Raw genomic sequence first — 21,645 nt, 5'->3', positions numbered from 1 at the left:
GGTTAATGGGTGAGAAACTGGCGCACCAGTCCCAAAACGTGCTCCATTCGTCCCAAAGAGAGCTTCCACCTCGTGGCCCGTCCGGTCGCGCGGGTGGGAGGATGGCGATATGGCACGGCTGAATTACAACGAGCTCAACGACACCATTCGCTACACCGCCTGGTCGGTGTTCCGGGTCGAACCGGGGCGGCTCGGCGAGGATCGCGGTCCCGCCGTGCGGGAGACCGTCGAGTACCTCGATGCCCTGGAGAGCAAGGGGGTCGTCGTCCGCGGCGTGTACGACGTGGCCGGATTGCGGGCCGACGCCGACTACCTGATCTGGTGGCACGCCGAGGAGATCGAACAGGTCCAGGCGGCCTACACCGGGTTCCGCCGCACGCCGCTGGGCCGCGCGTCCGCTCCGGTGTGGAGCCAGGTCGCGCTGCACCGGCCGGCCGAGTTCAACAAGAGCCACATCCCGGCCTTCCTGGCGGGGGAGGAAGCGCGCAAGTACATCTGCGTGTACCCGTTCGTGCGGTCCTACGAGTGGTACCTGCTGCCGGACGACGAGCGGCGCAAGATGCTCGCCGACCACGGCAGGGAGGCCCGCGACTACCCGGACGTGCGGGCGAACACGGTGGCCTCGTTCGCGCTCGGCGACTACGAGTGGATCCTGGCCTTCGAAGCCGACGAGCTGCACCGGATCGTCGACCTGATGCGGCACCTGCGCGGCACCGAGGCGCGGCTGCACGTCCGCGAGGAGATCCCGTTCTACACCGGCACCCGCGTCCCGCCCGCCGAACTCATCACCAACCTCCCGTAACCCGGTATCGCACGACGTCAGGTGTCGAGGCGGGTGAGGGCGGCGGCCAGTTCCGGTTTGCCGTTCTTCATGGCGATCTGGTGCAGCGTCGCGATGTTCATCGCGCCGAGTTCGAGCTGCCGGGCGACGCGCGCGATGTGGTCCAGGACGTCCGCCGGTTCGACCCGGGACCGCGTGCCGAGGTAGTGGTCGATGCGTTGCAGCAGCGCGCGGCGGCGAACCTGCTCGTCGGTGCACCAGACGTGGCAGACGTTGCTGCCTCGTACCACGAACGAGCCGAGTTTGCCGATCGGCACCGCGCCGCCGAAGCTCGCGCCGGGCAGCGTGACCCGCCAGGCGCCGCCGGGCAGCGCGACCGGGCGGTGCCGCTCGAGGTCGTGCCGGCTCAACCAGTCGTGGATCCACCGCTGATCGGCGTCCCGCAGGGCGTCGCGTTCCTCGTTCTCGCACGCGGCCACGATTTCCGGGGTCTGTTCGCACAGCGCGGTGAGGTCCGCATCGGCCCGCGGGCCGAGCTGGGAGTACGCGAGGTGGCGGGCGCGCCCGTCCGCCCCGGTCCCGCGCACGACGTACAGCGGCAGGTGCGCGATCGCCTGGCCGAGGCCTTCCGGCTGGTCGATCCGCGCGGGCAGGTGGTAGCGCTCGCGTTCGGGATGGGCGTTGAGTTCGGTGAGGACCTCCGGGCGGAAACTTCGCAGCACCGGCAGCGGCTGGAACCGCGGGCCGTCCCGGCGAGCCAGGGCCGCGGCGAGGCCGTCCTGGTCGAGCAGGGTCACCGCCTTCCGATCGTAGTAGGCCCGGGGCAGCGGGCGCGAGCCGAAGCCGTCGAAGTACAGCTCGCGGCGGGCGCCCGGGGTGACCACGTACCGCACCTGATCGCGCAGCGACCGCTCGCCGAGCGCGGTCAGCGCGAACCGCCCGCTCGACTCGGTGACGTGCCCGGCCGCGACCAGGGCGCGTAGCGCGCGGTCGACCAGCGGTTCGTCCAGGGCGAAGAACCCGGCCAGCTCGGCGGTGGTGTTCAGCCCGGCTTCGGCGATCCCGCGCTCGAGGTACCGGTCGACGAGTGCGTAGGGCGCCGCTTCGGTGATCGTGGCCCGGAATTCGATCCGCCAGACCGGGAGCAGCAGCGCGAAGATCCGGGTGGGCGCGATCCCCTGCGCGTATGCCGCGTCCTCGAGCGCGCGTTCCACCGGGTACGGGATCAGGCCGGTCATACGTGATCCATCTCCGCACCGGATTCGGCCAGCCGGTCCCGGATCTCCACGTAACCGCGGAGCTCGCCGCGCTCGGCGACGTAGTCGCGCAGGGATTTCGCCAGCGCGCGGAAACCCTCGTCGTCCGCACCGGTCAACGTGCTCAGGTCACCGGCCAGCACGAGCTGGTGGCGGGCCCGGGTGATCGCCGCGTTCACCCGGCGGAGCTCGCCGAGGAAACCGACCGCGCCCTCGGCGTTGGCCCGGGTGAAGCCGTAGAGGATCACGTCGCGTTCCCCGCCGGAGAAGGAATCCACGGTGTCCACATTGGACCTTACCGCCGCCGGGTCGCCGGTGAGCCGGGTCAGGATCGCGCCGATCCGGTCGACCTGCGCGCGATAGGGGACGAGCAGCGCCCATTCGGCCCGCCGCCGGTGGTAGAAGGCGGCGAGCTCGGCGAGCACCTTCGCCTCGGCCAGGTTGGTGAAACCGCGCTGGCGGAACCGTTCGCGATCGCCCGCGTCCTGTTCGTACCGCTTGGCCGGTGGGAGTTCGGCGGTGTCGATGAAGGCCAGCGGGCTGCCGAACAGCGGATCGCGGTGCGAGCGCACGACATCGGTGCGCAGCTTGAGGTCGTAGAAGGCCGCCGAGACGAAATCGGCGATCACCGCGGGCATCCGCCGCTGCCGGGTGAGCCGGACGAGGTGGCTCGCCGGGAGCGCCTCCGCGAACAAGGTGAAGGCGCTCTTCGCCAGCAACCGCCGCAGTTCCGGGTCCTCGGCGTGCGGGCCCCAGGCCGCCGATTCGGCCTCCGGGAGGGGCGGGAGCTGTTGCGGATCGCCCACCAGCACGCCGCGGCGGGCCCGGGTCAGCGGCACCAGCACCTCGGTCAGCCCGAGCTGCCCGGCCTCGTCCACCACGGACAGATCGAAGTCCACTTCGGACAGTTCGGGCCGGGACGCGGCGTCGGTGGCGGTCGTGGCGACCACGTCCGCGTACCGGATCAGCTCGGGATGCAGCCGCCGCGACGGCCCGGAAACCTCGGCGCGCCAGTCGGTGAGCAGTTTCGCGCGCGCCGCGAGCAGCGGCATCCGCTGCCGCACCCAGTCGCGCAGGGCGGTCAGATCGCGCGCCGTGGCCGACAGATCGGCGCCCTCGGCGACCGGCGGCGGGGTGTCCATCCCGTTGACCGCGGTGTGCACCGCACGCGCCGCCTTGAGCGCGCCGATCCGGGCTTCGTCGCGGCGCCGGACGATCTCGATGATCGCGTCGTGCACCACCCGCACCGCCGGGGCGTCGCGGGTGACCGCCTCCAGTTCCCGCGTGGCGGCGTCCAGTTCGGCCCGGATCCGCACCCCCGAGGAATGCAGGCGCTCACCGTTGCGGCGTTCGGCCGCGAGCCGCCGGTCCTCGAGCTGGGCCACCATGCGGTACACCGGGCCGAGCCCCGGCCGCTCGGCGTTCGTGCGGGCCGCCTGGCAGCGCTGGGTGAGCCGCTCCACCCGGGCCAGGCTGAGGCCCAGGGCCTGCTCGTTCTGGCGGGAGCGCGCCGCGAGCTCGTCCAGCCGGGCCTGGACCGCGCCACCGGCCGCGCGCCGCGCCGCGAGCAGTTCGGCGCGGGCCCGGCCCTCCTCGGCGACCAGCTGGAGCAGGGTGTCGGTCCGGGTCTCCAGTTCGCGGGCCCAGCCCGCGGTGACCTCGATGTCCTCGAACGCGGCGAGCGACCGTTCGGTGGTCTTGAGGATCCCCTCGCGCAGTTCCGCCGCCCGGCGTTCCAGCAGCCGCGGTTCGCCCTCGGCGGTCACCTTGCCCTCGGTGCCGATCCGGACGGCCACCTGCTCGCGCGGCAGGCGGGACACTATGTCGTCCACGGCTTGCTCCGTGCGCGCGGTGAGCAGCACCCGGCCCCGGCCGCGCGCGTTGGCCCGGACGAGCTGACCGATCGTGCGGGTCTTGCCGGTGCCGGGCGGCCCGAGCACCAGCAGCAGGTCCGGTACGGCCAGCGCCTTGCGGAACGCGTTGAGCTGGTCGCTGTCCAGGTGCTCGGCGGGTTCGTCGGGGATCGGCGGGATCGCCCGCACCTGGCCGCCCGCGAGCAGGGACAGCGGGCTTCCGGCGGCGGCCCCGGTGCGCAGCGGTTCGACCGCGTCCCGTTGCCGCGCGAACACGGCGTCGTCCGGGGTCACCGCCAGCTCGCCTTGCGGGGGCAGGCTTTTCCAGTCGACCGGCAGGTCGAACCGGACCGTGGCCCAGCCACCGGTGACCGCGGTGACCCGGCCGCGCTCGCCGCGCACCCGGACGAACGTGCCGTGCCCGGGCATGCGGTCGCCGGTGACCTGGAACTCGTACGTCCTCGGCGCGCCGGGGGCGCGGACCTCGCGGTAGGGGAACGGCGGGGTCGCGGCGGCGGCGTCCGCGGTGATCCGCTCGGTCGCGTCGATCAGGCGGTCCAGGGTGTCCGGGAAAGCCGTGTTCGCGGCGGCGGGCGCCGCCCGGTTGGCGATCTGCTCGGTGAGCCGCTGCCAGGCGGCCGCGACGGCGGACCAGTGCGCGTCCGAACCCGCGGGGAGCGGTCCGGCCTCCGGCGCCATCCGCCAGCCGGCCGGGCGCAGCAGGAGGTAACCCTGGGTGAGGCGGTGGTAGTCGTACAGCCGCAGCGGGGAGATCGAGCCGAGCGTGTAGGCGTCGCCCCGCCGGGTCGGGAACAGCTGGACGAGGTAGCTCGGCGCGTAGAGCTGCAGGCTCGGGTCGCCGCCCTCGGCGCGCGCCGGGCGGATCGTCGCCGCGATCCCGTCCGTCCGGGCGTTCAGCTCGGTCAGGAGCTGCCCGAGGTCACCGGGCAGACCGGGGTAGTCGTGTGCCTGGCGCCGCAACTGGCCGTCCAGGCTGCGACCGGGGACCAGCGTGAGCGGTCCCGGCGGGGCGACGGCCTGCAACAACATCGATGCTCCTGTAGCGACGGTCTACGAGGGCGGTTCGCAGTCTGGCACCGGGTACGCCAGGGGCGGAGCGGGGGTGCGGGGCCACCACGGCGTGTGATCGTCGTCGTGTGTGGCGCACCCCATGGCGTGAGAGCGTACTAAGGCGGGGCGGGGATAGCGTGAAGTCATGAAGATCGACAGCGAGCTTGCCGGATTGTGGGGGTCGTTGACCGGGGAGGCGCTCGATCCGGGAGTGGTCGCCGTCACCGGGAACGAGTCCGTGCTGCCGGGGCCGTTCCGGGTGGCCGCCGCGGCCTCGGCGAGCGTCGCGGCGACCACGCTCGCGGCGGCGGAACTGTTGCGGCTGCGGGGAATCGACCCCGGGGTGGTGTCGGTGGACGCGCGGCACGCCGCGGCCGCGTTCGGCAGCGAACGGTACCTGCGCGTGGACGGTGGGTCACCGGGATCGGTGTGGTCGTCGGTGTCGGGCGACTACCGGGCCGCCGACGGCTGGGTGCGGCTGCACTGCAACTACCCGCACCACGCGACCGCGGTGGCCCGCGCGCTCGGGGTGCCCGAGGACAAGGCGGCGGTGGCCGAAGCCGTCGCAGGCCGTGATTCCTGGGACGTCCAGGAAGCCGTCATCGCGGCGGGCGGCGCGGCCGCGGCCATGCGGAGCCGGGCGGACTGGCTCGCGAGTCCGCCGGGCGCGGCGCTCGCCGGGCTTCCGCTGGCGGAACTCACCCCGATCGGTTCGGCGCCGCCCCGGGACCTGCCCGGCGCCGATCGGCCGCTGGGCGGGGTCCGGGTGCTGGAGCTGACCCACGTGATCGCCGGGCCGGTCGCCGGCCGGACCCTGGCCGCGCACGGCGCGGACGTGCTGCACATCGGGGCCGCGCACCTGCCGACCGTCGCCCCGCTGGTGGTCGACACCGGCATGGGGAAGCGCTCGGCCTTCGTGGACCTGCGCACCGAATCCGGCCGGGACCGGCTCTGGGAACTGATCGCGCAGGCGGACGTGCTCATCCAGTCCTTCCGCCCGGATTCCTTGGCCCGCCGAGGTTTCGGCCCCGCGGAACTGGCGGCGGCGCGGCCCGGGATCGTGGTCGTGGACCTGAACGCGTACGGCTGGGCGGGCCCGTGGGCCCGGCGGCGCGGATTCGACAGCCTGGTGCAGATGGCCACCGGGATCGCCGACGAGGGCGCGCGGGTGGCGGGCGTCGACGAGCCGCGGGCGTTGCCGGTGCAGGCCCTCGACCACGCCACCGGCTGGCTCGCCGCCGCGGTGGCGATGACCGCGCTCCGCCGCCGCGCCACCGAAGGCGGCAGCTGGCACGCCCGGCTCGCCCTCGCCCGCACCGGCCAGTGGCTGGACTCCTTGGGGCGCAAGGATCCCGGACACGCCGAAGCGGACATAACCGACCTGCTGACGCAGACCGAGAGCCAGTTCGGCACGCTCACCCACGTCCGCGTCCCCGGCACCCTCCCCGCCGCCAATCCACAATGGACACACGGCTCGCACCGCCCCGGCACGGACCCCGCCGCCTGGTAACCCGCGCGACTCGCGCACCGCCGCCAACGCGAGTCCCCCGTTTCGGACGTGCGAGTTCCCCGTTCCGGTCTGCCGAGTTCCCCATTTCGGTAGGCGGGTTCCCCACCCGGGCGCCCCACGAGCACGGCCTCATCCATCGCGATGCTCCGCGCGTGCGCACGACCGGGACGGCCACGCGAGGGCACGTCCCGTCGCGGGCTCCGGATGCCGGGTGAGCCCGCCGAGGGCGACCCGGGTGGCCGTGTCCGCGGGCTCGTCTCGCCGGGCCTGCCGCAGCAGCCGCTTCCCGGCCCGGCTCGGGCGGGTGGGCCCGGTTCCGGTCGCCCACGCCAGCGCCACGATCGCGGCCACGGCGGCCAGGACGAGGACCGCGGCCAGGTCCCCGATCGGCACCCCGGTGCTGGTCTGAGTCAGGCCGAAGAGGAACACGACGGCGTAACAGGCGTAAACCGTCCAGCAGACGCGCCGCCACGGGCCCGCGTCGACGAGCAGGCCGCGCCCGACGAGGTCCCGTTTCAGGGCTCGCATCGGTTCCGAGCGGACGAGGAGCAGTTTGATCACGTACGGGGTGACCCCGTGCCGTGCGCACGACTGCACATGGCGCTCGAACGGCCCGGTCGCCGGGCGGGTCGTCGCGGACAGCACACCCGCAGGGTCCAGCCGCACCTGCTCGTTCGCCAGGGCCGCGGCGAGTGCCGTGTCCGCGACCCGTTCCGAGTCGCCCGCGAGGTAGGCGAGCTGGTACGGCGTGGGGGATCGGGGCGTGTCCGCGCGGGGAGCGCGCAGCAGGAACCGCGACCACAGCACGCCGAGCACCACCGGCAGGGCGAGCAGGATGCCGTAGACCACCAGGAAGACCGGGTCGGCCAGGTCCCCGGGCTGGTCCATCGCCACGACCTCCGCCCCCGCTGAGTTGCTTCGCCAGGCTAGCGGCGGAAAGAGGCGGTTCGGGCCGGTTCGGATTACGGCTTGGGCACCAGTTTGAGCGCGATCGAGTTGATGCAGTACCGCTGGTCGGTGGGCGTCGGATAGCCCTCGCCCTCGAAGACGTGGCCGAGGTGGCTGTGGCAGTTCGCGCACAGCACCTCGATGCGCACCATGCCCATGGTGCGGTCCTCGCGCAGCAGCACGGCATCGGAGTCGGCCGGATCGAAGAACGACGGCCAGCCGCAGTGGCTTTCGAACTTCTCCTGGCTCCGGAAGAGTTCGGTGCCGCAGGCGCGGCACTCGTAGACGCCTTCGGTCTTGGTGTCGTTGTACTCGCCGGTGAAGGGCCGTTCGGTGGCGGCCTGCCGGAGGACGGCGTACTCCTTCGGGCCTAGCTGCTCCCGCCACTCCTGCTCGGACTTCACCACGCGCGGTGTCGCCCCGGTAACGGGCTTCATGCCGGGTTTCATACGTCCCACGCTACTCGGCGAGCCACTCCAAAGCGCGCACCACGATGTCCCACGAGGCGACGATCACGCCGACCAGGATGAGCACCACCAGCAGCGCGGCACCCCACCAGCGGATGCCGCCCAGGCGGTTGCTGGAGTCGGCGAAATCGGCCACCCCGCTGATGGACGCCTCGACGGTGAACGTCGGTTCACACTTCTGCATGCGGTCCAGGTGCTCGGCGAAAGCCCGGGCCTCCGGATCGTTGGGATCGAGCCCGATCAGGTCGTCGTCGAAGCGCGGGTTTCGACCGGGTCCGGAACGTCCGATATCGGCCATGGAACCACGGTAAGGCATGCGCGCCTGCTGGCGTAATTACTTGGTGTCGCTGTCGATGAGCAGCTTGCCGCCCCCGGCGTCGATCACGCGCAGGATCACCTGCTTGGTCTGACCGCCGTAGGTCAGGCTGGCGAGCCGCATATCGACCGAGCCGTCCGGATTGTTGCTGTTGTTGGCCGCCGCGATGCCCCGGAAGCCATCCACCGGGCGCGCCGACCAGTACTGCTGGAATTCCGCAAAGCTGCCGTACACCTGCTGTGCCGCCGGGGTGAGCAGGTTCCACGAGGCGGACGCGCTCTGGGGCAGGTCGTAGAACTTCTCGACCGTCTGTCCCGCGGCCCCCCACGGGATCACCGAACCGCTGCTCGGGGTCTTCCCCAGCGCGGCGGGCGGCTTGCTGCTCGGACTGCTCTGCGACTGGGATGGGGCGGCCGAGTAAGACGGGCCGGTCGTCTCCTGGGGCGGGGTGTCGCCGCCCCCGGAGGAGTTCAGGATCAGGAACACCACCACGGCTACGACGGCCACCACCGCCGCCACCGAACCGCCCAGGATGGCCTTGCGCTTCCCGTCCATGCCGTTCGAACTCTTCGCCGCCGGTGCCGGGGCGGCGCTCTTCGCCGCGGAGGGCACGAAGGCCGCGGTCGGCGTCCGCGGCGGCGGGGTGGCCGCGCCGTTGTTCTCGGTGCGCTTCCACGGCGGCGGCTCGGCCGGTGCGGAGTCGACCGCGGCGGGCTGGCGGCCCGGCTGGTAGAGCGGCGGGGAGGCCAGGGTCCCCGGTGAACTCGGGTGGTCGTAGGCGAGCGAGGCCAGCCGCTGGCGGGCCTCGAGCATGCTCGGTCTTTCCTCCGGCTCGCTGCGCAGCAGGCTCATCAGCAGCGCGGTCGCCTGACCGGCCTGCTTCGGCGGGATCACCTGTCCGTTCGCCGCGGTGTACAGCAGGGCGAGCTGGTTGGCGCTGTTGCCGTACGGCGGCTGGCCTTCGAGCGCGTGGTACAGCGTGGCGCCGAGCGAGAACACATCGGACGCGGGAGTGGGATCCGAACCCCGGGCTAGTTCCGGCGCGAGGTACGCGGGCGTGCCGCCGATCAGGCCGGTCTGGGTGAGAGTGAGGTCACCCGCCGCCCGGGAGATCCCGAAGTCGGTGATCTTCGCGGTGCCGTTCTCGTCGATGAGGATGTTGCCCGGTTTGATGTCGCGGTGCACGATCCCGGCCCGGTGCGCGACCACGAGCGCGGACGCGACCTGCTTGCCGATGCTGGCCACGTGCGGCAGGTCCAGGGTGGGCCGCTCGGCCAGCACCGCGGACAGGCTGCGCGAGGGCAGGTACTCCATCACCAGGCACGGATCGCCCTCGTGCTCGGCGATGTCGAACACCACGATCGCGTTGGGGTGCTGGAAACGCGCTGCGTTCTTGGCTTCCCGCATGGCGCGCTGGCGGACGTTGTCGCGTTCGGCGGGGGAGAGCCCGGGCTGCGCCAGGATCTGCTTGACGGCCACGGACCGTTCCAGGCGCTCGTCGATGGCACGCCAGACGACGCCCATGGCGCCCGTTCCAATGTGCTCGACAAGGCGATAATGCCCTGCGATCAGCTGACCGGTGTCGATGACGCCTACTCCTGACGAAACTACCCGCATTCGTTGGCAAGACCCGCGCGCGAACTCCCCTCGCGCACCCGGACGAGTGTAGCGGGCGCGGGATCGCGGTCGCCGGTCGCCGCGCCTGTCAGGACTCCGCGGCGGCCGGTTCTCCAGGCCGTAGTCCGGCTTTACGGATGACCCGGTACAACCCGATCGCGCCGACCAGTGCGAATCCGGCGTAACAGGCGAGCAGGGCGGGCGGTGTGGTGCCGGTGAGGGCGTCGCCGAGGACCACGACCGCGATCGTGCCGGGCAGGCTGCCGAGCACGGTGCCGAGCAGGTACGGCGGCAGCCGCAAACTGGAGACGCCGCAGCAGTAGCCCAGCGGCGCGAACGGAACGAGCGGGATGAGGCGCAGCGAGGCGACGGCGAGCACCCCGCCGCCGGACAGGTGTTCGTTCACCGCGCGGACCGAGGTGCGGTGCAGGTGCCGGGCGACCAGATCGCGGCCGAGCAACCGGGCCAGCCCGAAACCGAGCGCGCCGGAGATCCCCGTCGCCACGATCGCCACCAGAATGCCCACCGGATTTCCCAGCAGCAGCCCCGCGGCGAGGTTGAACACGGTGCGTGGGATCGGCGCCACGGTGAGCACCGAGTAGGCGGCCAGGAAGACCACGGCGGTCGCGGGCCCGGCGTCCGACGCCCAGTCGCGCAACTCGGCCGGGCTGGGCACCGGCAGGACGAACGCCGCCACCACGAGCACGGTGAGCAACGCGAGCGCGACGATCAGTTTGGTCCGGCGAGACACACGTTCCACGGTAAGGCACCCGGGGATCCGGGTGACGCGCGAGCCGGGCCGCGATCAAGGTTGCCCGGCCGGCGACCGGCCGCGCGCTAGGGTGACTTCGTGCCCAAACACGGCGAAGCGGTCGAATACCGGGTAGGCGAGCGCACGGTCCGGGTGTCCAGTCCGGACAAGGTGTACTTCCCCGAGCGCGGGATCACCAAGCGGCAGGTGGTCGAGTACTACATCGCGGTCGGCGAACCGCTGCTGCGGGCGATCGGTGAGCGGCCGACCACGCTGAAGCGGTTCGTGGACGGCGTGGCGGGCGAGTTCTTCTACGCCAAGCGCGTGCCCAAGGGCGCCCCGGACTGGGTGGACAAGGTCGAGATCACGTTCCCGTCGGGACGCAAGGCCGAGGAGGTCTGCCCGACCGAACCCGCGGTGTTCGCCTGGGCGGCCAATCTGGGCACGCTGGACTTCCACCCCTGGCCGGTGCGGCGGCCCCGGGTCGATCACCCGGACGAACTGCGCATCGACATCGACCCGTCCGATTCGACCGGGTACGCGGACGCGGTCGAGGTGGCCGGGACGGTCCGCGCGGTGCTCGCCGACGCGGGGCTGACCGGTTATCCGAAGACCTCGGGCGGCCGCGGCATCCACGTGCTGGTGCGGATCCGGCCGGAATGGGACTTCATCGACTTCCGCCACGCGGTGATCGCGCTCGGGCGGGAGGTCGAGCGCCGCCTGCCGGAGAAGGCGACCATCGCCTGGTGGAAGGAGGAACGGAACGGCCGGGTCTTCCTGGACTACAACCAGGCCGCCCGGGACCGGACCGTCGCCTCGACCTGGTCGGTCCGCGGCACCGCGCGGGCCACCGTGTCCACGCCGCTGACCTGGGAACAGCTCGGCGAGGTGCAGCCCGACGACTTCGACGTGCTGACCGTGCCGGACTGGTTCGCCGAGCACGGGGATCCGCACGCGGCGATGGACGAGCAGGCGTTCGGGCTGGAGACCGCGCTCGAGTGGTACGCCCGCGACGAACGGGAGCACGGGCTGGGCGACATGCCGTATCCGCCGGACTACCCGAAGATGCCAGGCGAGCCGAAACGCGTGCAGCCCAGCCGGGCGCGTCCTGACAGAGACGTCTGAAACTGGAACTTGCGCCGGGTAACTCGCGGAGCGAGTTCTCAGACGGGCACTGACACCTGGACGAGTGAGTCCCCAATCCTGGCGGTGTCTGAACACTCACGCCCCCCCAGCGCCCGGTTCCCTCGCCCCACAGGCAGGCCCCAGCACCACGTCAATTCGGCGGCGAATTGCGGTACTTGCCCACGTAACGAGGGCACTCCTTCCCAAAGTGTCCACCGCACTCGCATGCGCGACGAAGCCCATTCGGCCGAAGCGCCACCGGCGAGCCCGCCACCCGATCGCCTACGACCACTGCCCAGTCGGGAACAACTCGCCTAGCTCAGGGCCTGCCATTCGAGTGCGGCGAAGGCGGCGCAGCAGACCGCCGTGACCGCCACCCCGACGAACCAGGCGAAGTGCAGGTTCGGCAGGAACACCAGCACGATCAGGAAAGCCAGCGCGGTCAGCGCGTTGCCGATCGCGGCGGCGACGCAGACCGCGACGGTGTCCCGCCCGCGCGCGGCCGCGGCCAGCACCAGCGCGAAGGCCAGGGAGCCGACGCCGATCGTCACGAACAGCCACCACGGTCTGGCCGGGGGCAGCCCCAGCGGTCCCCACGGGATCGCGAGGTGCGCGGCGGCCAGCACGACCTCCCAGACGGCGTCCACGCCCAGGATGACGCGCATCCGGCGGGTCGAGCGGTCCACCGGCACATCGATCATGGTCCCCCACCCCCGTTAATGAAACAACTGTGTCAGTAATAGGGTGGCAGGTGGGGGTCCACTTGTCGAGATCTGATTGTCGAGGAGAGTGCCATGGCCAGGCCGCCGGAACCCGGGCGCCGCGCGGTGACGCTGGCGAAGGCCACCGACTACGTGCTGGGCCAGGGGCTGTCCGGGCTCAGCCTGCGGCCCCTCGCCGCCGCCCTGGGGACCAGCACGCGCATGCTGCTCTACGACTTCGGCAGCAAGGAGAAGCTGGTCTCCGAGGTGCTCGCCGAGGCGCGGCGGCGGCTGTCGGCGCAGCTCGCGGAGTACCTGGACACCGTGGAAGACGCGTCCCGGGCGGGCATGCTGGGTGCCATCTGGGAGTGGTTGACGGATGCGGAGAACACGCCGTATCTGCGGCTGTTCTTCGAGGTGCAGGCGCACGCGTTGACGCATCCGGAGGCGTATGCGGACGGTGGCCGCGCCCTGGTCACCGATTGGCTGGACTTCTTCGGCGACCAGGCTCGCCCGGACCGGCTCGACCCGGCGGCCGCGACGCTGGTCGTCGCGACCCTGCGCGGGCTGCTGCTGGACCGGTTCCTCTCCGGCGACGTGCGGCGCACCGACGAAGCCCTCGCCCGGTTCACCGCCCTGCTCGCCCCCTGACCGCCTGCCCGGAAGCGGTCAGGTCGCCTCGGCGCGGACCTGCTCCATGTCGAGTTCCTTCGCCTGGGTCAGCAGGCTTTCCAGCGCGGGCTCGGGCAGCGCGCCGGACTGGGCGTAGACCAGCACCTGGTCCCGGATGATCGCCAGCGTCGGGATCGACCGGACCTCGAACGCGGCGGCCAGCTCCTGCTGGCTCTCGGTGTCCACGGTCGCGAAGACCACGTCGTCGTGCCGTTCCGAGACCTCCTCGAAGACCGGCGCGAACATCCGGCACGGCCCGCACCAGCCTGCCCAGAAGTCGATCACGACGAAATCGTTGCCGGAAACGATCTCGTCGAAGTTGTCCTTGGTCAGCTCGAGAGTGCTCATGGCGTCCTTTCGCGGGCGATCTGCCACCCATCCCAACGTCCCCGTCGCCGTCCCGCATTCCCCGGCCGGAGCGCGTACCGTGCGGGACATGGCAGACGAAGAGATCATCAGCCGCATCGACGAACTCGTCGAGGAAGAGCGCGAGCTGCGCAAAAGAGCCGTCGGCAACGGCCTGACCGTCGAGGAGCAGGGCCGCCTCGGCCTGCTCGAGCAGCGGCTCGACCAGTGCTGGGACCTGCTCCGGCAGCGCCGGGCGAACGCCGAGTTCAACCAGGACCCGAACGCCGCGAAGGCCCGCCCGATCGACCAGGTGGAGTCCTACCGCCAGTAACCGCCGCGCCCACTACGCTCGTCCGGCGTGAGGCGTTTCCGCGGATCCGGTGCCGTCCTGCTCGTCGTGCTGGTGTTCTCGGCCCTGTTGACCGGCGGAGCGCGGGCCTCGTGGCCGCGGTCGCCGCGCGTGCTCAGTTACAACATCCACGCCGGGATCGGCGCCGACGGGCGGCTTGATCTCGCCCGAACGGCCCGGGTGATCACCGAGAGCCGAGCGGAAATCGTTGGCCTGCAAGAAGTCGACGTGCACTGGAGCGCGCGCAGCGGGTACGCCGATCAGGCCGCGGAGCTGGCCCGGCTGACCGGGATGTCGGTGTTCTTCGCCCCGATCTACGACCTGGACCCCGAACCGGGCCACGACCGGCGCCGCCAGTACGGCGTCGCCGTGCTGAGCCGGTACCCGATCCTGCGCACCGGGAACCACCGGCTCACCCGGCTGTCCACAGTGGACCCGGGTCCGGTGCCGAAGCCCGCGCCCGGGTTCGGGGAGGCCGTGCTCGCCGTGCGCGGCATTCCGGTGCACGTTTACGTCACCCACCTGGATTTCCGCCCGGATCCGGCCATCCGTCAGCGGCAGGTCGCCGAGACCGTGCGCATCCTGGGCCCGGACCGGCCGGGCGCCCGGCAGCTCCTGCTCGGCGACTTCAACGCCGAACCCGGCGCCCCCGAACTCGCCCCGCTGTTCGCGCGCATGCCGGACGCGTGGTCGGCGGCGCACGGTCCGGGGAACGGCGGCCGCACCTATCCGGCGGAGGCGCCGGTGAAGCGGATCGACTACGTGACCGGCCGGTGGCCCGTCGCAACGGCCGGGGTCCCGGACACGCGGGCGTCCGATCACCGGCCGGTGCTCGCCGAGTTCACCTGTCCCTAGCCCGGCCGGTGGCGAAGCACACGGCGGCGATCACCGCGGCGCAGCCGGTGAGCTGCAGCCAGCTCGGCGCCTCGCCGAGCAGGCCGACCCCGAGCAGGACCGCGCCGATCGGCTGGAGCAGCAGCAGGGTGGCGCCGGTGCTCGCGGACAGCCGGGGCAGCGCGGCGGCGATCAGCAGCCAGCCGACCGCCTGCCCGGCCACGGCGAGCGCGATCAGCCAGCCGAACGCGGGCCAGCCCGGCGCGAAGTCGATCCCGTGCCACGGCAGGCCGAGCGCGAGGGCCACCGCCCCGGCGGACACGGTCGCCAGGCACACCGAGTGCACCTGCGTGCCCGGACCGGTGCCGACGCGCAACAGCAGCAGGTATCCGGCGTACGCGGCCCCCGCGAGGACGCCGGTCACCGTGCCGTAGACCGGATCCGGCCCGAACGCGTTCGTGTCCGCGATACCGCCGGCCAGCACGATCCCGCCCAGCATCACCGGCACCGCGAGCAGGTAGCGCGCGTGCGGGCGTTCGCGGAAGAACAGGAAGGCCAGGCCCGGCACGATCACCACCTGCACCGCCACCAGCACGGTCGCGATGCCCGCGCCGACGGTGCCGATCGCTTCGCACCACAGCACCAGATCCACGCCGAGCAGCGCCCCGGCGATCAGCGGCAACGCGACGCGCCGCCGAATTCCCGAGGCAGCACGCCGCCGTTCCCACCAGGCGAGCGGGATCAGGATCGGCAGGGCGAGCAGGCACCGGTAGAACACGCTCGTCCCGGCGCTCGTCCCGGAGAGCTTGACGAACATCGACGACGCCGAGATGCACAGGCTCCCCACGGCGGCCAGCACGCGGGCGTCGATCCGGTCGGCGAGCGCGGACAGCGGGTTCGCCGGTGCGGTGGCAGGCTGGGCGGGAGCTTCGGTCGTGGTCACACACTCCAGCTTGGGCGGCGCGACTGTCAACGACAAGCGAATGTTTCTGCGTATGATTCGGTAGCATTTCTACCGTGTTCGGATTGGAGCGGATGCGCGCGCTGCACGCGGTCGCCGTGCACGGATCGGTCGCGGCCGCCGCGACCGCGTTGCACGTGACGCCGTCCGGGGTGTCGCAGCAACTCGCGAAGCTGGAACGGGAGGCGGGGCAGCGGCTGCTCGAACCGCGCGGCCGAGGGGTCCGGCTCACCAGCGCCGGGCACGTGCTCGCCGAGCACGCCGAACGCATCCTCGCGCAGGTCGCCGCGGCCCGCGCCGATCTCGACCTGCTGCGCGAGGACCTCATCGGCCCGGTGCACGTGGGCGCGATCCCGACGACCGTGCACGCGCTGCTGCCGCGGGCGCTCGCCACCCTCGCCGTGCAGCATCCGCGGCTGACCGTGAACCTGGCCGAGGGGGAGGCCGAGCAGACCCTGCCCCGGGTCGCCGGGGGAGATCTGGACCTGGCGGTCATCGAGAGCTGGGACGATCTGCCCACCACGTTCCCCGATTCCACCGCGCGGGCCGCGCTGTTCTCCGACATCGCCGATCTGGCGTTGCCGGTGAGCCACCGGCTGGCGCACCGCAAGGTGGTCGATCTGTCCGAAGTGGACGACATCCCGTGGGTGGGCTGGACGGCGGGTTCGGGTTGCCACGAATGGCTGTTGCAGGTCCTGCGGGGGCAGGGCATGCGGCCGCAGGTGAGTTGCACGGTCGCCGGGTACCCGACCCAGCTGGCCCTGGTGGCGGGGAACCTGGTCGCCGCCCTGGTGCCGCGGCTGGCCCGGGAGGTGGTGCCCGACGGCGTGCGAATCCTGGCGACCCGGCCGGTGCTGCGGCGGACGATCTACGCGGTGTGGCGGGCGGACGCCGAGCACGGCGCGATCCGGGCCTGCGTCGACGCCCTGCGCGCCGCCTCGGAAAAGGTTTCCGCCGCCACGACCTGACCCCCGAGCCGAGGTGTCATGAGGGGACCCCTCCTAACACCGGCTGTTAGGAGGGGTCCCCTCATGACGAAATTTGTCCGGAGGGGTCCCCTCATGGAAGGGGCTAGGCGGGGCAGAGTTGGCCGTCGACCGGGGGTTTGCCGTCGGCGAGGAAGGCGCGGACCGCTTCGGCGACGCACGGTGAGCCGAGGGCGCCGTGGCCGGAGCCCTGCCAGGCGACGCGCACCGCGCCGGGCAACTGCTGCGCCGAGCGGATGGTGCCCTGTTCCGGGGTCACCGGGTCGACCGCGGTGCTGGCCACCATGATCGGCGGCCCCCCGCCCGCGCCGAGCGGCGGCACCGGCTCGCGGCGCACCGGCCACGGGCCGCACCACGCGAGCTGCTGCCCGACCAGGCCGCCGAACACCGGGTACTTCGACCGCAGGGCGGCGGTCACCGCGTTGATCTGGTCGGCGGGCAGGCGGGTGGCGGTGTCGTTGCACTTGGTCGCGATGATCCCGTCGATCCGGGCCGGGGTGAGTTTGGTGCCGCTGAACAGCGGGGTCGCGAAGGCGGCGAGCTTCGCCGGATCGCCGTCGCGCGCGGCGGCGATGCCGTCGGCGAGTTCCGGCCAGCGGTCCCGCTGGGCGAGCCCGCCCGCCACCGCGTACATCGCCAGCGCGGGGCCGAACGTCGTGCCGTCCGGGAGCACCCGCGGCGCGGTGCGGAGCCGGTCGGCGAGCGTGGTCACCGCGGCCCGCGCGTCGCCGCCGAGCGGGCAGCCGCGCCGGGCGCAGTCCGCGCCGAATGCGTCCAATGTGGACTGGAGTCCGGCGGCGACGCCGTCCAGCGCGGTGGCGGCGTCCGGGGACGGGTCGGGGATCCCGTCCAGCACGAACCGGCCGACCTGCCCGGTGTACCGGACCTCGTACGCGGTGAGCACCTTCGATCCCTCACCGCGGGACAGCGCGTTCAGCTTGGGCACGCCGAGCTGGTCCCGGATCTCCTCGAGATCCCCCGCGGCGCGCCAGCTGTCCAGCGCCTGCTGCTGGTTCGCCAGGTCGATCGTGCACTGCTGGCCCGCCTTCCGGGCCGCGTCCAGCAACGGCTCGGTGTCCGGCGCCGCCGGGTCGAGGCCGACCAGCTGCTGCCGGATGTCCTGGGGGATGCAGCTCACCGCGGACGACTGCCCGCTGCCCCGGCGATCCACTCCCACCAGGAAGAACCGCTCCAGCAGTTGCGGCGGCAGCGTCGCGGCCAGGCGGGCGGCGTACAGGGTCCCGGGTTCGCCGTCGATGTCGTTGACCACCACCAGCGGGACGGTGCCGGTGCCCACCTTGAGCACCGAGATCCGGGTGATGCCCCGGCCCGGCAGGTCCGGCGCGTCGAGTCGGGACGCCACCTTGGCGCAGGAGAACCGCAGCGAGTCCGGCACCCCGGGGGAACCCAGCCGGGTGCGGGTCTCCTCGTCGCAGTCGCTCCACTCGATCGCGGGATCCCGCGGCTCGGCCAGCGGCGGCAGCGGCGCGGTCTGGCCGGCGCTTGCCTGCTGCTGCGGCGGCGGACCGTCGTTCTCCACGACCGGTGGGCGGATCGACGGCCCCGCGGTGCACCCGGCGAGCACGACGGGAACCAGGGCGGCGAGCACGAGCCACCCGCGTCGGCGGGCGGGACCACGGCGGGGCACGGCGGGGGCCTCACTTTCTGCGTACGGACCCCGTGACCCTCGCATGCCGTGGGTATGAGGCGGGTGAACGGGGGTCACCGCGTGCGGCGGACCTCGCCGTGGAAGACCGCGTCCAGGTCGTAGCGGGCGGGTTCCTCCAGCTGCGCGTAGCCGCACGAACCCGGTTCGCGGTCCGGCCGCCACCGCACGAACTGCGCGTTGTGCCGGAACCTCGTGGGAACGCCGCCCTCGGTGTGCTCGTAGGAGACCTCGACGACCCGTTCCGGCCGCAACGGCACCCACGCCTGCTCGGTCGACCGCCACCGGTTGATCCCGCCGGGCAGCCGCTGGCCCTCGACCGTCGCGTCGCCGAGCCACGGATGCTCGCCGTCGGTGATCAGCTCGGACAGCTCGGTCGCCAGTTCGCGCCGCCGCTCCGCGGGGAACGAGCCGACCACGCCCACGTGGTGCAGCACGCCCGCCTCGTCGTAGAGCCCGAGCATGATCGACCCGACGGCCCCGCCGTCCGGGGCTTCCACATGCCAGCGCAGCCCGGCCAGCACGCAGTCCGCGGTGCGCGAGTGCTTGTACTTGAACATGATCCGCTTGCCCGGGGAGTACGGCTCGTTCAGCGGTTTGCCGATCACCCCGTCCAGCCCGGCCCCCTCGAACAGGGTGAACCAGTGCCGCGCGGTTTCCGGGTCGCCGGTGGCCGGGGTGAGGTGCACGCCCTCGGAGCCGAGTTTCTCCAGGTGGTTCCGGCGGACGCCGGTCGGTTCGTCCAGGAAGGACCGATCGCCCAGGGCGAGCACGTCGAAGGCCACGTAGCTGGCCGGGGTCTGCTCGGCCAGCAGCTGAACCCGGCTGTCGGCCGGGTGGATCCGCTCGGTGAGCGCGTCGAAGTCGAGCTTGCCGTCGCGCCCGACGACCAGCTCGCCGTCCAGCACGATCCGTTCGGGCAGCGTCGCGCGCAGCCGGTCGAGGACCTCGGGGAAGTAGCGGTTCAGCGGTTTGAGTGAACGCGACTGCAGGGTCAGCTCGTCGCCGTCGCGGAACACCAGGCAGCGGAACCCGTCCCATTTCGGCTCGAACAGCAGCTCGGTGCTGTCCGGGATCTTCTTCACCGCACGCGCGAGCATCGGCTTGACCGGCGGTTCCACAGGCAACGACATGAACGTCATTCTGCCTTTTCCGGATCATCCCGCCACCCGTAACGACGGAATTGCAGCACGCCAATGGCGCTAGCCGGAGCACGCGGAAGGTTCAAGAATGAGGCGGTGACGCCCCCGTCGGATGACAGTTTTGCGGTGAACCCGGTGCGCGTACTGCTCGTCGAGGACCACGACATGGTCGCCGAGGCGCTCCGGCTGGCCTTCGACGAGGTCCGCGACATCAAGCTCCTCGCGTGCGCCCGGTCGATCGCGGAAGCCCTCGCGGCCACCGGGACGCACCGCCCCGACGTGATCCTGCTGGACCGCAGGCTGCCCGACGGTGACGGCATCGCGGCGATCGGGCGGTTGCGCGCCGTCTCGCCGGGCAGCCGGGTGCTGGTCTTCACCGGGGACGCGAGCAGCGCGATCGTCGCACGGGTCATCGAGGCCGGAGGCGCCGGGCTCCTGCTCAAATCCGGCATGTTCGAGGATCTGGTGCAGGCGATCCGGGTGGTCGCCGCGGGCCATATGACGTTCGAATCCAGCCTGCTGGCCGGGGGCGACGAGCAACCGGCCCGGCGGGGCGAGACCGATCCGCTGTTCACCACCCGGGAACGCGAGGTGCTCGGCCTGATCGCGGGCGGCGCGGACACCGACCGCATCGCGGAGGAACTGCAACTGGCCCGGCCCATCGTGCGGCATTACCTTCAGCGAATCTTCGCCAAACTGGGCGCGCATTCGGATACCGAGGCGGTCGCCCTCGCCAGAGGGAGAGGGCTGATCGACTAGTGCACGCCGACGATCGCACCTACCGGCTCCTCGTGCAGGGCCTGACCGAGTACGGGATCTGCCTGCTCGACCCGGACGGGAAGGTCCTCAGCTGGAACTCCGGAGCCGAGCGGCTCACCGGGTACCCGCCCGGCGACATCGTCGGCCGCCCCTTCTCGGTGTGCGCGCCCTGGGCCGAGCGGATCGAGGCCGGGCCGGAAGCGGCGGACTGGATCGTCCGCAAGGACGGCACCCGGTTCGCGGCGGCCGTCGCGTTCACCGCAGTGACCGACGAGCGGGGCGCGCCGCACGGTTTCGGCGTGCTCATCCGGGAGCTGACCGGGGAGCGGCGGACCCGGGAGACCGAGCGCCGGGCGATCGCCGACGAACTGCACGACGATCCGGTCCAGACCATGGTCGCCACCGGGATGCGCCTGCAGCTGCTGGCCGGGCGGATTCCCGAACCGGACCGGGCGCAGGTGCTCGAGCTCGGCGCGGCGGTGCAGGACGCGGTTCAGCGGTTGCGGGCGCTGGTGGCGCGGTTGCGCGCCCCGCTGCCCGAACCGGACCCCCTGGGCGAAGTGGCGAGTGAAGGAGAGTGCGCCGATGCCTGATCGAACGACGGCACTGGGTGACGCGCCGCTGGAGCAGCTCCTGCAGGGCCTGAAGGCGGTGCGCGACGGCGATTTCAGCACCCGGCTGCCCCAGGTGGGCGACGTGCTGATGGACGAGATGGCCGCCGTGTTCAACGGCATGGTGGACCAGCTCGCCCTGTTCACCTCCGAGGTCACCCGGGTCGCGCGCGAGGTCGGCACGGACGGCAAACTCGGCGGTCAGGCCGCGGTGCCCGCGGTTTCCGGCACCTGGAAGGACCTCACCGATTCGGTGAACGCGATGGCCGGGAACCTGACCGGCCAGGTCCGCGACATCGCCGAGGTCGCGACCGCTGTGGCGAAGGGCGATCTGTCCCAGAAGATCACCGTGGACGTCAAGGGCGAGATGCTCGAGCTGAAGAACACCATCAACACGATGGTGGATCAGCTCTCCTCGTTCGCGGACGAGGTCACCCGGGTCGCCCGGGAGGTCGGCAACGAGGGGCGGCTGGGCGGTCAGGCCGAGGTGCCCGGCGTCGGCGGCACCTGGCGGGACCTGACCACTTCGGTGAACCTCATGGCCGGAAACCTCACCGGCCAGGTGCGCAACATCGCCCAGGTGACCACCGCGGTGGCGAAGGGTGATCTGTCGCAGAAGATCACGGTGGATGCCCGTGGGGAGATCCTGGAGTTGAAGAACACCATCAACACGATGGTGGATCAGCTCTCCTCGTTCGCCGACGAGGTCACCCGCGTCGCGAAGGAAGTGGGCACCGAGGGGATCCTCGGCGGGCAGGCCCAGGTGCCCGGGGTCGCGGGCACCTGGCGGGACCTGACGACCTCGGTGAACTTCATGGCGGGCAACCTCACCGCGCAGGTGCGGTCGATCGCGCAGGTGGCGACCGCGGTGGCGAAGGGTGATCTGTCGCAGAAGATCACGGTGGATGCCCGTGGGGAGAT

General features: G+C 72.0%; 22 protein-coding genes. 10 read left to right on the top strand and 12 right to left on the bottom strand.

Annotated elements, in window-relative coordinates:
* Positions 1-109 precede the first annotated feature (109 nt).
* Complete coding sequence (hemQ, locus tag FXO23_RS39005) at positions 110-802, top strand: hydrogen peroxide-dependent heme synthase (RefSeq protein WP_158891857.1); 693 nt, start codon at positions 110-112, stop codon at positions 800-802.
* A 17-nt stretch (positions 803-819) separates the two neighbouring features.
* Here the strand turns inward: hemQ and FXO23_RS39000 are convergent, their stop codons facing one another.
* Complete coding sequence (locus tag FXO23_RS39000) at positions 820-2,019, bottom strand: hypothetical protein (protein WP_158891855.1); 1,200 nt, start codon at positions 2,017-2,019, stop codon at positions 820-822.
* Complete coding sequence (locus FXO23_RS38995) at positions 2,016-4,940, bottom strand: DEAD/DEAH box helicase (protein ID WP_158891853.1); 2,925 nt, start codon at positions 4,938-4,940, stop codon at positions 2,016-2,018. Before FXO23_RS38995 ends, FXO23_RS39000 begins: the two co-directional genes overlap by 4 nt.
* Positions 4,941-5,106: 166 nt before the next feature.
* Here FXO23_RS38995 and FXO23_RS38990 point away from each other — a divergent pair, with 166 nt between their 5' ends.
* Entirely contained in the window at positions 5,107-6,471 is a 1,365-nt protein-coding gene (locus tag FXO23_RS38990; RefSeq protein ID WP_158891851.1) for a CoA transferase, read from the top strand.
* 129 nt (positions 6,472-6,600) lie between these two features.
* Here the strand turns inward: FXO23_RS38990 and FXO23_RS38985 are convergent, their stop codons facing one another.
* From FXO23_RS38985 to FXO23_RS38965, 5 genes are all read right to left on the bottom strand, one after another.
* Positions 6,601-7,359, bottom strand: a complete 759-nt coding sequence (locus FXO23_RS38985) for a TIGR04222 domain-containing membrane protein (protein WP_158891849.1) — start codon at positions 7,357-7,359, stop codon at positions 6,601-6,603.
* A gap of 74 nt (positions 7,360-7,433) precedes the next feature.
* On the bottom strand, positions 7,434-7,856 hold the full coding sequence (gene msrB / locus FXO23_RS38980; RefSeq protein WP_158891847.1) for a peptide-methionine (R)-S-oxide reductase MsrB: 423 nt from the start codon (positions 7,854-7,856) through the stop codon (positions 7,434-7,436).
* A 22-nt stretch (positions 7,857-7,878) separates the two neighbouring features.
* Entirely contained in the window at positions 7,879-8,184 is a 306-nt protein-coding gene (locus FXO23_RS38975; RefSeq protein WP_179956997.1) for a hypothetical protein, read from the bottom strand.
* Between the two features lie 36 nt (positions 8,185-8,220).
* Positions 8,221-9,819: a serine/threonine-protein kinase gene (locus FXO23_RS38970; protein WP_158891843.1), complete on the bottom strand. Its 1,599-nt coding sequence runs from the start codon at positions 9,817-9,819 to the stop codon at positions 8,221-8,223.
* Between the two features lie 88 nt (positions 9,820-9,907).
* A complete protein-coding gene (locus FXO23_RS38965; protein WP_158891841.1) occupies positions 9,908-10,570 on the bottom strand; it encodes a TVP38/TMEM64 family protein in 663 nt (220 codons plus the stop codon).
* 99 nt (positions 10,571-10,669) lie between these two features.
* Between FXO23_RS38965 and FXO23_RS38960 the strand changes: the two genes are divergently transcribed.
* Positions 10,670-11,695, top strand: coding sequence for a DNA polymerase domain-containing protein (locus FXO23_RS38960; RefSeq protein WP_158891839.1), 1,026 nt, complete (start codon positions 10,670-10,672; stop codon positions 11,693-11,695).
* Between the two features lie 314 nt (positions 11,696-12,009).
* Here the strand turns inward: FXO23_RS38960 and FXO23_RS38955 are convergent, their stop codons facing one another.
* Positions 12,010-12,396, bottom strand: coding sequence for a hypothetical protein (locus FXO23_RS38955; RefSeq protein WP_158891837.1), 387 nt, complete (start codon positions 12,394-12,396; stop codon positions 12,010-12,012).
* 93 nt (positions 12,397-12,489) lie between these two features.
* Here FXO23_RS38955 and FXO23_RS38950 point away from each other — a divergent pair, with 93 nt between their 5' ends.
* Entirely contained in the window at positions 12,490-13,047 is a 558-nt protein-coding gene (locus tag FXO23_RS38950; RefSeq protein ID WP_158891835.1) for a TetR/AcrR family transcriptional regulator, read from the top strand.
* Positions 13,048-13,065: 18 nt separating this feature from the next.
* Here the strand turns inward: FXO23_RS38950 and trxA are convergent, their stop codons facing one another.
* A complete protein-coding gene (gene trxA, locus FXO23_RS38945) occupies positions 13,066-13,416 on the bottom strand; it encodes a thioredoxin (protein WP_158891833.1) in 351 nt (116 codons plus the stop codon).
* 88 nt (positions 13,417-13,504) lie between these two features.
* Between trxA and FXO23_RS38940 the strand changes: the two genes are divergently transcribed.
* Both FXO23_RS38940 and FXO23_RS38935 read left to right on the top strand, forming a co-directional pair.
* Complete coding sequence (locus FXO23_RS38940; RefSeq protein WP_158891831.1) at positions 13,505-13,747, top strand: DUF2630 family protein; 243 nt, start codon at positions 13,505-13,507, stop codon at positions 13,745-13,747.
* A gap of 27 nt (positions 13,748-13,774) precedes the next feature.
* Positions 13,775-14,620, top strand: coding sequence for an endonuclease/exonuclease/phosphatase family protein (locus FXO23_RS38935; protein WP_158891829.1), 846 nt, complete (start codon positions 13,775-13,777; stop codon positions 14,618-14,620).
* Here FXO23_RS38935 and FXO23_RS38930 read toward each other — a convergent pair.
* The gene (locus FXO23_RS38930) at positions 14,607-15,542 is read right to left on the bottom strand and encodes a DMT family transporter (protein ID WP_158891827.1); all 936 of its coding nucleotides are present in this window, start codon (positions 15,540-15,542) and stop codon (positions 14,607-14,609) included. The two genes, FXO23_RS38935 and FXO23_RS38930, sit on opposite strands and share 14 nt — an antisense overlap.
* 74 nt (positions 15,543-15,616) lie before the next feature.
* Between FXO23_RS38930 and FXO23_RS38925 the strand changes: the two genes are divergently transcribed.
* Positions 15,617-16,528, top strand: a complete 912-nt coding sequence (locus FXO23_RS38925) for a LysR family transcriptional regulator (protein ID WP_158891825.1) — start codon at positions 15,617-15,619, stop codon at positions 16,526-16,528.
* Between the two features lie 103 nt (positions 16,529-16,631).
* Here FXO23_RS38925 and FXO23_RS38920 read toward each other — a convergent pair whose 3' ends face one another.
* Entirely contained in the window at positions 16,632-18,194 is a 1,563-nt protein-coding gene (locus tag FXO23_RS38920; protein WP_246258285.1) for an alpha/beta hydrolase, read from the bottom strand.
* 74 nt (positions 18,195-18,268) lie between these two features.
* Positions 18,269-19,345, bottom strand: coding sequence for an ATP-dependent DNA ligase (locus tag FXO23_RS38915; RefSeq protein WP_179956996.1), 1,077 nt, complete (start codon positions 19,343-19,345; stop codon positions 18,269-18,271).
* Positions 19,346-19,480: 135 nt separating this feature from the next.
* On the opposite strand from FXO23_RS38915, the gene FXO23_RS38910 reads away from it, so the two are divergent.
* From FXO23_RS38910 to FXO23_RS38900, 3 genes are all read left to right on the top strand, one after another.
* Positions 19,481-20,113: a response regulator transcription factor gene (locus FXO23_RS38910; protein WP_246258284.1), complete on the top strand. Its 633-nt coding sequence runs from the start codon at positions 19,481-19,483 to the stop codon at positions 20,111-20,113.
* Positions 20,113-20,706: a histidine kinase gene (locus tag FXO23_RS38905; RefSeq protein ID WP_158891817.1), complete on the top strand. Its 594-nt coding sequence runs from the start codon at positions 20,113-20,115 to the stop codon at positions 20,704-20,706. Before FXO23_RS38910 ends, FXO23_RS38905 begins: the two co-directional genes overlap by 1 nt.
* On the top strand, positions 20,699-21,645 hold a 947-nt coding region (locus FXO23_RS38900; protein ID WP_158891815.1), incomplete at its 3' end, for a HAMP domain-containing protein. The genes FXO23_RS38905 and FXO23_RS38900, both read left to right, overlap by 8 nt.

The sequence above is a fragment of the Amycolatopsis anabasis genome, assembly GCF_009765355.1.
Classification (GTDB): domain Bacteria; phylum Actinomycetota; class Actinomycetes; order Mycobacteriales; family Pseudonocardiaceae; genus Amycolatopsis; species Amycolatopsis anabasis.
Note: the sequence above shows the minus strand (reverse complement) of the source record. Positions and strands in the feature narration are given on the sequence as shown.